The 14,676-nt window shown below is 61.0% G+C and carries 11 protein-coding genes; 6 read left to right on the top strand and 5 right to left on the bottom strand.

The features are described from left to right. Positions 1–213 precede the first annotated feature (213 nt). Genes PspR76_RS09250 through PspR76_RS09240 form a run of 3 tightly spaced genes read right to left on the bottom strand, consistent with a single transcriptional unit; the run spans position 214 to position 3,460 of the window. Positions 214–1,458 carry a lipoprotein-releasing ABC transporter permease subunit gene (locus PspR76_RS09250; RefSeq protein WP_159954919.1) on the bottom strand — a complete coding sequence of 415 codons (1,245 nt, stop codon included), beginning with the start codon at positions 1,456–1,458 and terminating at the stop codon, positions 214–216. A 60-nt stretch (positions 1,459–1,518) separates the two neighbouring features. Next, positions 1,519–2,202 (bottom strand): lipoprotein-releasing ABC transporter ATP-binding protein LolD, encoded by a 684-nt coding sequence (gene lolD, locus PspR76_RS09245; RefSeq protein WP_017477213.1) that lies wholly within the window; start codon positions 2,200–2,202, stop codon positions 1,519–1,521. Positions 2,203–2,209: 7 nt separating this feature from the next. Continuing rightward, complete coding sequence (locus PspR76_RS09240) at positions 2,210–3,460, bottom strand: lipoprotein-releasing ABC transporter permease subunit (protein ID WP_159954918.1); 1,251 nt, start codon at positions 3,458–3,460, stop codon at positions 2,210–2,212. A 94-nt stretch (positions 3,461–3,554) separates the two neighbouring features. Here PspR76_RS09240 and PspR76_RS09235 point away from each other — a divergent pair, with 94 nt between their 5' ends. Further along, positions 3,555–4,139 carry a PilZ domain-containing protein gene (locus tag PspR76_RS09235; RefSeq protein WP_159954917.1) on the top strand — a complete coding sequence of 195 codons (585 nt, stop codon included), beginning with the start codon at positions 3,555–3,557 and terminating at the stop codon, positions 4,137–4,139. A gap of 44 nt (positions 4,140–4,183) precedes the next feature. Beyond that, positions 4,184–4,906: a glycerophosphodiester phosphodiesterase gene (locus PspR76_RS09230; protein WP_159954916.1), complete on the top strand. Its 723-nt coding sequence runs from the start codon at positions 4,184–4,186 to the stop codon at positions 4,904–4,906. A 42-nt stretch (positions 4,907–4,948) separates the two neighbouring features. On the opposite strand, the gene sthA is transcribed toward PspR76_RS09230, so the two are convergent. Further along, positions 4,949–6,343, bottom strand: a complete 1,395-nt coding sequence (gene sthA, locus PspR76_RS09225; RefSeq protein WP_005786183.1) for a Si-specific NAD(P)(+) transhydrogenase — start codon at positions 6,341–6,343, stop codon at positions 4,949–4,951. A gap of 234 nt (positions 6,344–6,577) precedes the next feature. On the opposite strand from sthA, the gene PspR76_RS09220 reads away from it, so the two are divergent. After that, positions 6,578–7,120, top strand: coding sequence for a chalcone isomerase family protein (locus PspR76_RS09220; RefSeq protein ID WP_159954915.1), 543 nt, complete (start codon positions 6,578–6,580; stop codon positions 7,118–7,120). A gap of 258 nt (positions 7,121–7,378) precedes the next feature. Beyond that, a complete protein-coding gene (locus PspR76_RS09215; protein WP_159954914.1) occupies positions 7,379–8,680 on the top strand; it encodes an MFS transporter in 1,302 nt (433 codons plus the stop codon). 160 nt (positions 8,681–8,840) lie between these two features. Here PspR76_RS09215 and PspR76_RS09210 read toward each other — a convergent pair whose 3' ends face one another. Beyond that, positions 8,841–10,304: a glyceraldehyde-3-phosphate dehydrogenase gene (locus PspR76_RS09210; protein WP_159954913.1), complete on the bottom strand. Its 1,464-nt coding sequence runs from the start codon at positions 10,302–10,304 to the stop codon at positions 8,841–8,843. 340 nt (positions 10,305–10,644) lie between these two features. On the opposite strand from PspR76_RS09210, the gene mfd reads away from it, so the two are divergent. Together mfd and PspR76_RS09200 are read left to right on the top strand one after the other, a co-directional pair. Further along, entirely contained in the window at positions 10,645–14,094 is a 3,450-nt protein-coding gene (gene mfd / locus PspR76_RS09205) for a transcription-repair coupling factor (RefSeq protein ID WP_159954912.1), read from the top strand. Between the two features lie 11 nt (positions 14,095–14,105). Next, entirely contained in the window at positions 14,106–14,675 is a 570-nt protein-coding gene (locus tag PspR76_RS09200) for a CsiV family protein (protein ID WP_159954911.1), read from the top strand. Position 14,676: the final 1 nt, after the last annotated feature.

The raw sequence follows: 14,676 nt of genomic DNA, 5'->3' as shown, positions 1-14,676 counted from the left end.
CTCCGCGTGGGAATACAGCCCGTGACGCTCCGCGTCACCAAGAGCGGACGCAGAGCGTCCAGTGAGGCGTTCCCACGCAGAGCGTGGGAACGATCAAAGGGAGCTTGATGCAAGCTGGGCCGGCCCTATCGCGGGCAAGCCCGCTCCCACAATTTGATCTGTGAACACATTCAAATGTGGGAGCTGGCTTGCCTGCGATAGCGGTCTCAGACCTTACGAATACCTGAGGGCATGCGCCGGCTCAATCTTCGCCGCCCGATACGCCGGGTAGATCGTCGCCAAAAAGCTCAACACAAACCCGGCCGTGCAAATCAGCAGCACATCGCCGCCCTGCAGTTCCGAAGGCAGGTTACTGACGAAATACACGTCCGAACTGAATATATGCTGCCCGCTCACGCGCTCCAGCCAGCCCACCAGCTCACTCACGTTCAGCGCCGCGATCACGCCCAGCACGCCGCCGATCAGGGTGCCGACAACGCCGATGACCGTGCCCTGCACCATGAAGATCGCCATGATCTGCCGTGGCGTGGCGCCGATAGTGCGCAGGATCGCGATGTCAGCGCCCTTGTCGTTCACCACCATGATCAATGTGGCGATGATGTTGAACGCGGCGACGGCGACGATCATCAGCAACAGCAGGCCGATCATGGTTTTTTCCATCTTCATCGCGCTGAACAGGCTACCCTGGGTGTGGGTCCAGTCGTCCGGCTTGTAGGCCGTGCCCAGGCTGGCGGCGATATCCGCCGAGACCTTGGGCGCTGCGTACAGGTCTTTCACCGCCAGGCGCACGCTTTGCACCTGGTTTGGCTGCCAATGCTGGATCTCGGCGGCGTCGGCCATGTTGATCAGGGCCATCGAGCCATCCAGTTCGGCGCCAACCTTGAAGATACCGACCACGTTCAAACGCTGCATGCGTGGGGTGATGCCGCCCGGTGCGCTGCTGATTTCCGGCACGATCAGGGTCAGCTTGTCGCCCACGTTCAGGCGGAAACGCCGTGCGGTGATGTCGCCGATGACCACGCCGAATTCGCCGGCTTTCAGGTCTTCCAGTTTGCCGCGCACGATGTGCTGGGCCACGATCGAGACCTTGCCTTCCTGGGCCGGGTCGACGCCGCTGATTTCGATCGGCTGCATCGCGCCCTTGTAGGAGAACATGCCGTCCATCTGCGTGAACGGCACCGCAGCGGTGACTTGCGGGTTCTTCATCGCCGCAGCGGCCACGGGCTGCCAGTCGTCAATCGGGTTCACGCCGACGATGGTGGCGTGGGGCACCATGCCGAGGATGCGCGAGCTCATCTCACGCTGAAAGCCGTTCATCACCGACAGCACCACGATCATTGCCAGCACGCCCAGGGCGAGGCCGATCATCGAGGTCATCGAGATAAACGAAACAAAACGGTTGCGGCGCTTTGCGCGGGTATAGCGCGTGCCGATGAAAATCGATAACGGTCTGAACATTCGCGGGCACCGTTTAAAAAAATGAAAAAGCCCAGCGCCAGGCGCCGGGCTTGAAACGGGTCAGATGGCGACCAAGTGACCTTCCTGCAGGTGCAGCACACGGTCCATCTGGCGGGCCATGCTCATGTCATGGGTGACCACCAGGAAAGCGGTGCGCATCTGGGTGCTCAGTTCCAGCATCAAGTCCTTGATGCCCTGGGCGGTGTGGGAGTCGAGGTTGCCGGTGGGTTCGTCGAGCATCACCAGGCCTGGGTTGTTGACCAGGGCACGGGCGATGGCCACACGCTGGCGCTCGCCGCCGGACAGTTCGGCCGGTTTGTGCTCCAGGCGATGGCCGAGGCCGACGCGTTCCAGCAACGCCTTGGCACGCTGGCGGGCTTCCGGGATCGCGGTTTTGCCGATCAGCAGCGGCATGCACACGTTTTCCAGCGCGGTGAATTCCGGCAGCAAGTGGTGGAACTGGTACACAAAGCCCAGCGACCGGTTACGCAGTTGGCCACGCGCCTTCTCACCGAGGGCCGAAAGTTCTTCACCCGCCAGCCACACGCTGCCCTGGGAAGGCGTATCCAGGCCGCCCAAGAGGTTGAGCAAGGTACTTTTGCCGGAACCGGAACTGCCGACGATCGCCACGCGCTCGCCAGGATGAAGTTCAAGCTGCAGGTTGGACAGCACCACTACGGACTCCGGGCCTTCCTCGTAGGATTTGCCCAGGTTGCGGCAGCTCAAGATTGCTTTTTCACTCATGCCCGATTCACTCATAACGTAAGGCCTGTGCTGGCTGGGTACGTGCCGCGCGCCAGGCTGGATACAGGGTGGCAAGGAAACTCAGGAGCAACGCAGCGCCGCCCACCATCAACACGTCCTGGGCCTGAACCTGGGACGGCAAGTAGTCGATGAAGTAGACGTCGGCGTTGAGAAACTTGTGGCCGATGACTTTTTCCAGCGCGGCAATGGCGGCGCTGACATTCAGCGCGGCGAGGATGCCGACCGCAGTGCCGATCAAGGTGCCGACCACGCCGATCACGGTGCCCTGCACCATGAAGATCGCCATGATCTGCCCCGGCGTGGCGCCCAGGGTACGCAGGATGGCGATATCGCCCTTCTTGTCGTTCACCACCATCACCAGCGTAGAAATGATGTTGAAGGCGGCGACGGCGACAATCAGCAGCAACAGCAGGCCGATCATGGCTTTTTCCATGCGGATGGCCTGGTAGAGGTTGCCGTGGGTGCGGGTCCAGTCGCGGGCGTAGTACTGGGATTCGCCCAGGTGCTGGGCGATTTCCCAGGCGGTACGCGGTGCGTCGAACAGGTCGCTGAACTTGAGGCGCAGGCCCTGCACCTGATCCGGCTTCCAGCGATGCAGGCGGGCCAGGTCGGTGAGGTTGGTCAGGCCTAGGTAGCCGTCGATCTCGCCGGCGCCGACGTGGAAGGTGCCGACCACGGTAAAGCGCTTCATGCGCGGGAACATGCCGGCCGGGGTCACGGTGACTTCCGGCGCGACGAAGGTCAGCTTGTCGCCGACGCCCACGCCGAGCTTGGCCGCAGCCTTGTCGCCGATCACGATGCCGAAGCTGCCGGGCGCCAGGTCGTCGAGCTTGCCCTGCAGCATGAACTTGTCGATGATCGAGACGTTGCGTTCCTGGGCCGGATCGATGCCATTGAGCAGGATTTTCTGCACTTTGCCGTCGTTGGTCAGCAGCCCCTGCATCTGGGTAAACGGCGCAACGGCCACCACCTTGGGGTTCTGCTTGACCTTGTCGGCCAGGCTAGGCCAGTCGCTGATGGGCGAATCGCCCTCGATGGTCGCGTGGGGCACCATGCCCAGCACGCGGGTGCGCATCTCATGATCGAAGCCGTTCATCACCGACAGCACCACGATCATCACGACCACGCCCAAGGCGAGCCCGATAATCGAGGTCAAGGAAATGAACGACACAAAATGATTGCGACGCTTTGCACGGGTATAACGCGTGCCGATAAATACGAAGAGAGGTCTGAACATGTCGGGGCTTGTTCGGAGGAAAAGAAGACGTCCCGGTGGCGGGGTCAGGTAAGCAGCTTTACACTCAGACCATTACCGCTACTTTGGGTTCGCCATGTCGACATTAGATGAAGAAGAACGCCGCGAATACTACCGTATCGACGACATGATCGCACTTCAAATCAGCACCCTCTCTGCCCCCGAAGCGGCGAGCAAGGAAGTGTTGCTGGATGATTCGCCGCTATTCAATCTGCTCAGCGAATTGCACCTCAGCGAATTCGAAGCCCAGCACCTGCTGCGCCAGATCAACGAGAAGGATCGCAGCCTGGCCGCCTTCCTCAAAGTCCAGAACAAACGTGTGGACTTGCTCAGCCAGATCATGGCGCGCGGCCTGCTCGATGAGGTGGGCGCGCCGCAGCCGGTAATCCTTTCCGAGGGCGGTATCGACTTCCAGCACCCAACGCCGCTGGCGCCCGACACGCACCTGGCAGTCAAGCTGGTATTGATGCCCCAGGCGCTCGGCTTGCTGCTGCGTGCCCGCGTGACGCATTGCGATGCCAAGGGCGACGGTTTTGATGTGGGCACGGAATTCGAGTCCATGACCGACGCCCAACGCCAATTGCTGGCGCGCTACATCCTGCAGAAACAAGCCCAGGAACGACGCCTGGCGCGGGAACAGAGCGACGCCCAAGACACCTGAATTTCGTATGACCCCGCCGGGCTATCTGGCGCAAAGGAGCAACTGTGACCCTGATTTACGGCCACCGCGGTGCCAAAGGCGAAGCACCGGAAAACACCCTGACCAGCTTCCAGGAATGCCTCAAGCACGGTGTACGCCGCTGCGAACTGGATTTGCACCTGTCCATGGACGGCGAGTTGATGGTGATCCACGACCCGACCCTGAAACGCACCACCGACCGGCGCGGCAAAGTCGTCGAGTACTCGGCGGCCGACCTGGTGAAGATGGACGCGCGCAAAGGCGGCCCGGGTTGGGTACAGCCGTGCCCGATCCCACGCCTGGAAGAGCTGTTCGAAAAATGCGACTTCGACCACTGGCAGCTGGAAGTCAAAAGCGCTTCGCGCACCCGCGCCGCGACGACCGTGCTGGCAATTCGTGAGATGGCTGTGCGTCATGGCCTGATGGACAAGGTCACAGTGACCTCAAGTTCGCGGGAGGTGTTGAAAGCGGCGGTGGAACTCACTCCGGACCTGTCACGCGGCCTGGTCGCCGAATACGCCTGGCTCGACCCGCTGAAGGTCGCGCAGAACTACGGCTGTGAATACCTGGCATTGAACTGGACGCTGTGCACCCCCGAGCGTCTGGAAAAAGCCCAGCGCCAGGGTTTGCACGTGTCCGTGTGGACGGTCAACGAACCCGCGCTGATGCGCAGGCTCGCCGACTTCGGCGTAGATAGCCTGATTACAGACTTTCCCGGTTTGGCCACTGCCACCCTCGAGAATTACTGAAATCGGTCTCCCCGGCCGGCTCAGGCCACCGGCCGGAGCCGCTCAAAAAAGCCGGTTGAGGCCGTCGTAGGCCGCGACCCGATAGGCTTCGGCCATGGTCGGGTAGTTGAACGTAGTGTTCACAAAATACTTGAGGGTATTTTGCTCGCCCGGCTGGTTCATGATGGCCTGGCCGATGTGCACGATCTCCGAGGCCTGGTAGCCGAAGCAATGCACGCCGAGGACTTCCAGGGTCTCGCGGTGGAACAGTATCTTCAGCATGCCTTGCGGCTCACCGGCGATCTGCGCACGCGCCATGCTCTTGAAGAACGCCTTGCCGACTTCGTAAGGCACCTTGGCCTTGGTCAGTTCGTGCTCGTTCTTGCCGATCGAGCTGATCTCCGGAATCGTGTAGATGCCGGTCGGCACGTCGTTCACATAACGCCAGCTGCCGTTGTCGACAATGCTGCCCGCCGCCGAACGGCCCTGGTCATGCGCGGCACTGGCCAGGCTTGGCCAGCCGATCACGTCACCGGCGCCGTAGATGTTGGTCACGCAGGTGCGGTAGTTCTCGTCGACTTCGATCTGGCCACGGCTGTTGACCTTGACGCCGATGTTTTCCATGCCCAGTTTGTCGGTGTTGCCGGTACGGCCGTTGCACCACAGCAAGGCGTCGGCCTTGATCTTCTTGCCGGACTTGAGGTGCAGGATCACACCGTTGTCCAGGCCTTCGACGCGCTCGTACTCTTCGTTATGGCGCACGGTGATGTTGTTGTTGCTGAAGTGGTAGCTCAACGCCTGGGAAATTTCCGAGTCGAGGAAGCTCAGCAACTGGTCACGGTTATCCACCAGCTCCACCAATACACCCAGGCCGCTGAAGATCGAGGCGTATTCACAGCCGATCACGCCGGCGCCGTAGATGATCAGTTTGCGCGGGGTGTGGCCCAGGCTCAGGATGGTGTCGCTATCGTAGATACGCGGGTGGTGGAAATCGATATCCGCCGGGCGATACGGGCGCGAACCGGTGGCGATGATGATGTGCTTGGCCACCAGCTTCTCGACCACGCCGTTGGCGCAGACCACTTCGACGGTTTGCTCGTCGGCAAAGCTGCCGGTGCCGAAGAACAGGTCGACGCGGTTGCGGGCGTAGTAGCCGGTACGCGAAGCGACTTGCTTGGAGATAACTTTTTCGGCGCTTTTCAACACGTCCGGGAACGAGAACCAGCGCGGCTCACCAATGGCCCGGAACATCGGGTTGGTGTTGAACTGCATGATCTGGCGCACCGAGTGACGCAAGGCCTTGGACGGGATGGTCCCCAGGTGGGTGCAGTTACCGCCGACTTGGCGACGGCTATCGACCATCGCCACCTTGCGCCCCGCTTTGGCGGCGTTCATCGCCGCACCTTCTCCAGCCGGGCCGGAACCCAGTACCACCACGTCGTAGTTGTAGACAGCCATGCGTACTCCTCAGAACAGGCCAGGCGTACGGTTGGACGCCTGGCTAAATCATGCCGCGGCCAGCGGGCATGAAGGACAATTTGGCTCAAGTGTGTGAGCCGGGGCACAGTCTATATAAGGCTCAACGCCGCGAACATTAACCCTTGGTCGCGTCGTAGGCCAGTCTTGCCTTTACTACAGAAGCAGGAAACTGGCATTACACTACTGACACGCACCTTTGCAGGACGAGCCATTATGCGGCATGTGGTTTTCTGTTTAATGATGATTTTTTCCGTTGCAGTGCTGGCCAGTGAGGCTGATCGGCTCAAGCAGGCCGATTTCCCCGCGCAGTCTCATGAACTGGCGCTGAAAAACCAGGCGGTGCTGGTCTATCTCTGGGCCGATGTGTATGCGGCCGCGCTGTATGCACCGGCTGACATGCGCGCGAAACAGGCGTGGGACCAGCAGAAGGATTTGCGCCTGACGCTGTATTACTTTCGCGACATCGACCGTAGCGATGTGATCAAGGCCGCCACCACCGCCCTGGAGCGCCAGCAAACCAGCGCCGCCCTCGCCCGCTTGAAGCCGGAACTGGATCGACTGCATGCCAGTTTCCGCGATATCCGCAGCGGCGATCGCTATGCCCTCGACGTTCGCCGTGGGCGCAGCTTGAACCTGGAGATCAACGACAAGGTGGTGTTCAGCAGCCGCGATGAGGAATTGGCGAAAGCCTATCTCGGTATCTGGCTGGCGCCGAAGGGCTTGTCGGACAGCTTGCGCAACTCCCTCCTTAACTGATCAACACAAAATCCTGTGGGAGCTGGCTTGCCTGCGATAGCGGACTGTCAGCCGACTGATCTATTGCTGACCCACCGCCATCGCAGGCAAGCCAGCTCCCACATTGGATTTTCATCGTTCTCAGCGCCTGCGCATTTAGTCAGCTAGCTATCAGTTCCTATTGCGGGTAGTGGCCAATACACATATGGTTACAAAAGCGCAGCAAGGACGAGTGATGACCAGGGATCACTAATAAGATAGCCAAAATGAGTGAATGACATGTCCACTTCTACGGGCAAAGGCAGGGCGATTTTTCGCGTTGTCAGCGGTAACTTCCTCGAGATGTTCGACTTCATGGTCTATGGCTTCTACGCCACGGCCATCGCCAAAACCTTCTTTCCCACCGACAGCGCCTTTGCTTCCTTGATGCTGTCCCTGGCGACCTTCGGCGCCGGCTTCCTGATGCGTCCACTGGGCGCGATTTTCCTCGGCGCCTACATCGACCGTCATGGCCGTAAGAAAGGCCTGGTCATCACCCTCGCCTTGATGGCTGCCGGCACGGTGTTGATCGCCTGCGTGCCCGGTTACGCGACCCTTGGCGTCGCGGCGCCGCTGCTGGTGCTGTTCGGTCGTCTGTTGCAAGGTTTCTCTGCCGGCGTCGAGCTTGGCGGTGTGTCGGTGTACCTGGCGGAGATCGCCACGCCGGGCCGCAAGGGCTTCTTCGTCAGTTGGCAGTCTGCCAGCCAACAGGCCGCCGTGGTGTTCGCCGGGTTGCTCGGCGTGGGCCTGAACCACTGGCTCAGCCCGGAAGAAATGGGTGACTGGGGCTGGCGCGTGCCGTTCCTGATCGGTTGCCTGATCGTGCCGGTGATCTTCGTGATTCGCCGCTCGCTCGAAGAAACCCCTGAGTTCCAGGCGCGTAAACATCGCCCTACCCTGCAGGAAATCGTGCGTTCGATCGGTCAGAACTTCGGCATCGTCATCGCCGGCATGGCACTGGTGGTCATGACCACCGTGTCCTTCTACCTGATCACCGCCTACACCCCGACCTTCGGTAAAGCCGAACTGCACCTGTCCGACTTCGACGCATTGCTGGTGACCGTGTGCGTAGGCATCTCCAACTTCATCTGGCTGCCGGTGATGGGCGCGGTGTCCGACAAGATCGGGCGTAAACCGCTACTGCTCGGTGCGACGATTCTGGCGATTCTTACCGCGTATCCGGCGTTGTCGTGGCTGGTGGCGAACCCGAGCTTCAGCCATTTGCTGATGGTGCTGTTGTGGCTGTCGTTCCTGTACGGCTCGTACAACGGCGCGATGGTGGTGGCGCTCACCGAGATCATGCCGGTGGAAGTGCGTACTACCGGTTTCTCACTGGCCTACAGCCTGGCGACGGCGACGTTTGGCGGGTTTACGCCAGCGGCCTGTACCTATCTGATTCATGTGCTGGATAACAAGGCGGCGCCGGGGATTTGGCTCAGTGGGGCGGCGATTCTGGGGTTGATTGCTACTTTGGTGCTGTTCAAGGGCAATCGGCATGAACTGCGCACGGCGCAGGCCTCAGTGGTTGGTGGTGCCCGATAGATCGCTATCGCAGGCAAGCCAGCTCCCACATTTGACTGTATTCACACATCAAAACTGTGGGAGCCGGGCTTGCCCGCGATGAGGCCCGATCATTCACCACAAAAACAGCAGCCATAAAAAAGCCCCGAACCAGTCGGGGCTTTTTATTTACAGCTAAGGCTTAGCGCGGGAACGCAGGCGGGTTAACCCCGGCCATGTCTTCCATCACACGAACCACCTGGCAGCTGTAACCGAACTCGTTGTCGTACCAAACGTACAGTACAACGCGGTTGTCCTGGGTAATGGTCGCCTCGGCATCCACCACACCGGCGTGGCGCGAGCCCACGAAGTCGGTGGACACCACTTCCTGCGAGTTAACGAAGTCGATCTGCTTATGCAGGTCGGAGTGCAGCGCCATGTAGCGCAGGTACTCGTTCATTTCTTCGCGGGTGGCGGCTTTCTCAAGGTTCAGGTTGAGAATGGCCATCGACACGTTTGGCGTCGGCACACGGATCGCGTTACCGGTCAGCTTGCCGGCCAGTTCAGGCAGGGCCTTGGCAGCAGCGGTGGCAGCACCGGTCTCGGTGATGACCATGTTCAACGCGGCACTACGGCCACGGCGATCGCCCTTGTGGAAGTTGTCGATCAGGTTCTGGTCGTTGGTGTACGAGTGAACGGTTTCAACGTGACCGTTAACAATGCCGAACTTGTCATTCACAGCCTTCAGCACCGGCACGATGGCGTTGGTGGTGCAGGACGCGGCCGACACGATCTTGTCGTCAGCGGTGATTTCGCCGTGGTTGATACCGTGAACGATGTTCTTCAGCTTGCCTTTGCCAGGCGCAGTCAGCACAACGCGGTCGATACCCGGGCAGGCCAGGTGCTGGCCCAGGCCCTCGGCATCACGCCATACGCCAGTGTTGTCCACCAGCAGGGCGTCCTTGATGCCGTACTGGGTGTAATCCACCTCAGTCGGGTTCTTCGCGTAGATCACCTGGATCAGGTTACCGTTGGCGGTGATGGTGTTGTTTTCTTCGTCGATGACGATGGTGCCGTTGAACGGGCCGTGTACCGAGTCGCGGCGCAGCAGGCTGGCGCGTTTGGTCAGGTCGTTTTCGGCGCCTTTGCGCACCACGATGGCACGCAGGCGCAGGCCGTCGCCGCCACCGGTTTTTTCGATCAGGATGCGCGCCAGCAGGCGGCCGATACGACCGAAGCCGTAGAGCACAACGTCGGTGCCTTTGCGGGCAGCGGCGTTTTGCTGGCCAACCACATCGGCCATCTCTTCACGCACGAACTGCTCGGCGCTGCGGCCGGCACCTTCTTTGCGGAATTTGTAAGCCAGCTTGCCCAGGTCTACCGAGGCCGCGCCGAGCTTGAGCTCGCTCATGGCTTTAAGCAGAGGGAATGTTTCGTGGACGGAGAGTTCGCTGTCATCGGCGGAGCGATGGCGAGCAAAGCGGTGGGCTTTGAGAATCGCGATGACTGATTGGTTGATCAGGCTGCGGCCATAGATCGAGCTCACCACATTGTTATTGCGGTACAGCTGACCGATAAGCGGAATCATCGCTTCAGCGAGTGCTTCACGGTCGATCCATTCACCAAGACACTGGTCGGGCTTCTGAGTCACGGGAACCTTCCACATGTAGGGGCAGAAAAAAGGGGCTACATTATGTCGTCCGACCGCACGTTGAGCAATGCGCCAACCCCAACAAAAAGCACTTGCAAAAAAATACCACCCCGCTACAGGCCAGGAAACACGCGGGTTCCAGAAGGCCACTAGTTGAGTGACGACGCCGACTTGTCCGTAACCCTCCGAAACATCCGCACAAAATGGCACTACATATTGAGTCAAAACACGCCATTGTTTGTCTTAGCCACTACATTTCCTACAAACCGTAATAGGCTCAGTCAGCAACTGACAGGCGGCACCTCGGGCCGTTACAATTACCGACTTTGTCGCAACGCTTGGAGCTCAACCTTCCGTGCCCGTTCTGCGTCTACCGCTTCTCCCTGCCGCGGCAGGTAAACAGCACTGGGGCAACCTGCCCGGTGCCGCCCTCAGCCTGGCGATTGCCGAGGCTGCCAGCGCAGCCAAGCGCTTTACCCTGCTGCTCACCGCCGACAGCCAAAGCGCCGAGCGGCTGGAGCAGGAGCTGAGCTTCTTCGCCCCCGATTTGCCGGTGCTGCATTTTCCCGACTGGGAAACCCTGCCCTACGACCTGTTCTCGCCGCACCAGGACATCATTTCCCAGCGCATCGCCAGCCTCTACCGCTTGCCGGAACTGGCTCATGGCGTGCTGGTGGTGCCGATCACCACGGCCTTGCATCGCTTGGCGCCGACCAAGTTCCTGCTGGGCAGCAGCCTGGTGCTGGATATCGGCCAGAAGCTCGATGTGGAACAGATGCGCACGCGCCTGGAAGCCAGTGGCTACCGCTGCGTCGACACGGTGTACGAACACGGCGAGTTCGCCGTGCGCGGGGCGTTGATCGACCTGTTCCCAATGGGCAGCAAGTTGCCGTACCGCATCGACCTGTTCGACGACGAAATCGAAACCCTGCGCACCTTCGACCCGGAGAACCAGCGCTCGATTGATAAAGTCGAGTCGATCAAGCTGCTGCCAGCGCGGGAGTTCCCGCTGCAAAAAGACGCGGTCACGCGCTTCAAGGCACGCTTTCGCGAACGCTTCGACGTCGACTTCCGCCGCTGCCCGATCTTTCAGGATTTGAGCAGCGGGATTACACCGGCGGGTATCGAGTACTACCTGCCGCTGTTCTTCGACGAAACCTCCACGCTGTTCGACTACCTGCCGCAAGACACCCAAGTGTTCTCGCTGCCAGGCATCGAGCAAGCGGCGGAAAACTTCTGGAACGACGTGCGCAACCGCTATGAAGAGCGCCGCGTCGATCCCTCCCGGCCTTTATTGCCGCCAGCCGAGCTTTTCCTGCCGGTGGAAGACTGCTTCGCCCGCCTGAAAAACTGGCCGCGCGTGGTCGCCAGCCAACAGGACGTGGACGCCGGCAGCGGCCGCGAGCGCTTCCCGGCCGGCACGCTGCCGGACCTGGCGATCCAGGCCAAGGCCACGCAGCCGCTGGAAGCGTTGTCCAACTTCCTCGGCGACTTCCCCGGCCGCGTGCTGTTTACCGCCGAGTCCGCCGGCCGCCGCGAAGTGCTGCTGGAGTTGCTGGAACGCCTGAAGCTGCGCCCGAAAACCGTCGACAGCTGGCCGGATTTCGTAAAAAGCAAAGAGCGCCTGGCGATCACCATCGCGCCGCTCGACGAAGGTTTGCTGCTGGATGACCCGGCCTTGGCGCTGATCGCCGAGAGCCCGCTGTTCGGCCAGCGCGTGATGCAGCGCCGCCGCCGTGAAAAACGCGCCGACGCCAATAACGACGCGGTGATCAAAAACCTCACCGAGCTGCGCGAAGGCGCGCCGGTGGTGCATATCGACCACGGTGTGGGCCGCTACCTGGGCCTGCAAACCCTGGAAATCGACAACCAGGCCGCCGAATTCCTCACCATGGAATACGCCGAAGGCGCCAAACTTTACGTGCCCGTGGCCAGCCTGCACCTGATCGCGCGCTACACCGGCAGCGACGACGCCCTGGCGCCGTTGCACCGCCTGGGCTCCGAGACCTGGCAGAAGGCCAAGCGCAAAGCCGCCGAACAGGTGCGCGATGTAGCCGCCGAATTGCTCGACATCTATGCCCGTCGCGCAGCCCGTGAGGGTTATGCCTTCGCCGACCCGAAAGCCGACTACGCCACCTTCAGCGCCGGTTTTGCCTTCGAAGAAACCCCGGACCAGCAAACCACCATCGAAGCCGTGCGCGCCGACATGCTCGCGCCCAAGCCGATGGACCGCCTGGTGTGCGGCGACGTGGGCTTCGGCAAAACTGAAGTGGCCATGCGCGCCGCCTTCATTGCGGTGCACGGTGGCAAGCAAGTGGCGATTCTGGTGCCCACCACCCTGCTCGCCCAGCAGCATTACAACAGCTTCCGCGACCGCTTCGCCGACTGGCCGGTGACCGTGGAGGTGATGAGCCGCTTCAAGTCCGCCAAGGAAGTGAATGCCGCCGTGGGCGACCTGGCCGAAGGCAAGATCGACATCGTGATCGGCACGCACAAGCTGCTGTCGGACGACGTGAAGATCAAGAACCTGGGCCTGGTGATCATCGACGAAGAACACCGCTTTGGCGTGCGCCAGAAAGAACAGCTCAAGGCGCTGCGCAGCGAGGTCGATATCCTCACGCTCACCGCCACGCCGATTCCGCGGACGTTGAACATGGCCGTGTCGGGCATGCGCGACCTGTCGATCATCGCCACGCCGCCAGCGCGGCGCTTGTCGGTGCGCACCTTCGTGATGGAGCAGAACAAAAGCACGGTCAAAGAGGCATTGCTGCGCGAACTGCTGCGCGGCGGCCAGGTGTATTACCTGCACAACGACGTGAAGACCATCGAGAAATGCGCCGCCGACCTCGCCGAGCTGGTGCCGGAAGCGCGTATCGCCATCGGCCACGGGCAGATGCGCGAGCGCGAACTCGAACAGGTGATGAGCGACTTCTACCACAAGCGCTTCAACGTGCTGATCGCCTCGACCATCATCGAGACCGGCATCGACGTGCCGAGCGCCAACACCATTATTATCGAGCGCGCCGACAAGTTCGGCCTGGCGCAGCTGCACCAATTGCGCGGCCGGGTCGGGCGCAGTCACCACCAGGCCTATGCCTACTTGCTGACGCCTCCGCGCCAGCAGATTACCGGCGACGCTGAAAAGCGCCTGGAAGCCATCGCCAACACCCAGGACCTCGGTGCCGGTTTTGTACTGGCCACCAACGACCTGGAAATCCGTGGCGCCGGCGAATTGCTCGGCGACGACCAGAGCGGGCAGATCCAGGCGGTGGGCTTCACCCTGTATATGGAGATGCTCGAGCGCGCGGTAAAAGCCATCCGCAAAGGCGAACAACCAAACCTTGATCAACCCTTGGGCGGCGGCCCGGAAATCAACCTGCGCTTGCCGGCGTTGATTCCCGAAGACTACCTGCCGGATGTGCACGCGCGGTTGATCCTGTACAAGCGCATCGCCTCGGCCACCGACGAAGAAGGCCTCAAGGACCTGCAAGTCGAGATGATCGACCGTTTCGGTCTGTTGCCCGAACCGACCAAGAACCTGGTGCGCCTGACCCTGCTCAAATTGCAGGCCGAGCAGCTGGGTATCAAGAAGGTCGACGCCGGGCCGCAGGGCGGTCGCATCGAGTTCGAAGCGCAAACGCCGGTGGACCCACTGGTGCTGATCAAGCTGATTCAGGGCCAACCCAACCGCTACAAGTTCGAAGGGGCTACGCTGTTCAAATTCATGGTGCCGATGGAACGCGCCGAAGAACGCTTTAATACATTAGAGGCGCTGTTTGAGCGCCTCATCCCGAAATCAGCTTGAAGGACGCCCCAATGCGCCTGTTCCGCATTTTGAGCTTGTTGTTGGTGGTCGTTGCCCCTTCGGCGTTTGCCGACAGCCCGTACTTGATCGAAATGATCCTGGTGCGCCAGAACGCCGAGCCGGTGATCAACAGCCGCGCAGCGCCGGAAAACTGGGACGCCGGCGCTTTACGCCTGCCAACCGACAAAATGAGCCCGCCGCGCTTGGGCAACATCGTCGACAAACTCAAGGCCGACAACAGCTACACCGTGCTGCTGCACCGGGCCTGGGACCAGAACCTGGGCGACCAGCCGGTGAAGCTGGCCATCAGCGATGGCCAGGAGCAATTTGGCCAGTTCCCCATCGAAGGCACGCTGAACCTGCAACTGGGGCGCTTTACCGATATCGACGCGGACTTCTACATCAACCAGTTCGACGCCAACGGCAGCGTCGTTGCCAGCGAACACCTGAGCCAGCAGGACGTGCGCACCAAGAACAACCAGCTCAACTACCTGGACGGCGGCCACCTGGCGCTGCTGATCAAGATCACTTCGCTGACCGCCAAACCTCCCAGCGCACCACCGCCCGACATTCAGGACTGAT

The organism is Pseudomonas sp. R76 (assembly GCF_009834565.1).
Taxonomy (GTDB): Bacteria; Pseudomonadota; Gammaproteobacteria; order Pseudomonadales; family Pseudomonadaceae; genus Aquipseudomonas.
The sequence above is the reverse complement of the archived record's forward strand: the minus strand, read 5'-3'. Positions and strand labels throughout refer to the sequence as shown.

Coding starts and splice junctions, on each gene's coding strand:
- PspR76_RS09250 (WP_159954919.1), bottom strand. CDS start 1,458: ATGTTCAGACCGTTATCGATTTTCATCGGCACGCGCTATACCCGCGCA.
- lolD (WP_017477213.1), bottom strand. CDS start 2,202: ATGAGTGAAAAAGCAATCTTGAGCTGCCGCAACCTGGGCAAATCCTAC.
- PspR76_RS09240 (WP_159954918.1), bottom strand. CDS start 3,460: ATGTTCAGACCTCTCTTCGTATTTATCGGCACGCGTTATACCCGTGCA.
- PspR76_RS09235 (WP_159954917.1), top strand. CDS start 3,555: ATGTCGACATTAGATGAAGAAGAACGCCGCGAATACTACCGTATCGAC.
- sthA (WP_005786183.1), bottom strand. CDS start 6,343: ATGGCTGTCTACAACTACGACGTGGTGGTACTGGGTTCCGGCCCGGCT.
- PspR76_RS09220 (WP_159954915.1), top strand. CDS start 6,578: ATGCGGCATGTGGTTTTCTGTTTAATGATGATTTTTTCCGTTGCAGTG.
- PspR76_RS09215 (WP_159954914.1), top strand. CDS start 7,379: ATGTCCACTTCTACGGGCAAAGGCAGGGCGATTTTTCGCGTTGTCAGC.
- PspR76_RS09210 (WP_159954913.1), bottom strand. CDS start 10,304: ATGTGGAAGGTTCCCGTGACTCAGAAGCCCGACCAGTGTCTTGGTGAA.
- PspR76_RS09200 (WP_159954911.1), top strand. CDS start 14,106: ATGCGCCTGTTCCGCATTTTGAGCTTGTTGTTGGTGGTCGTTGCCCCT.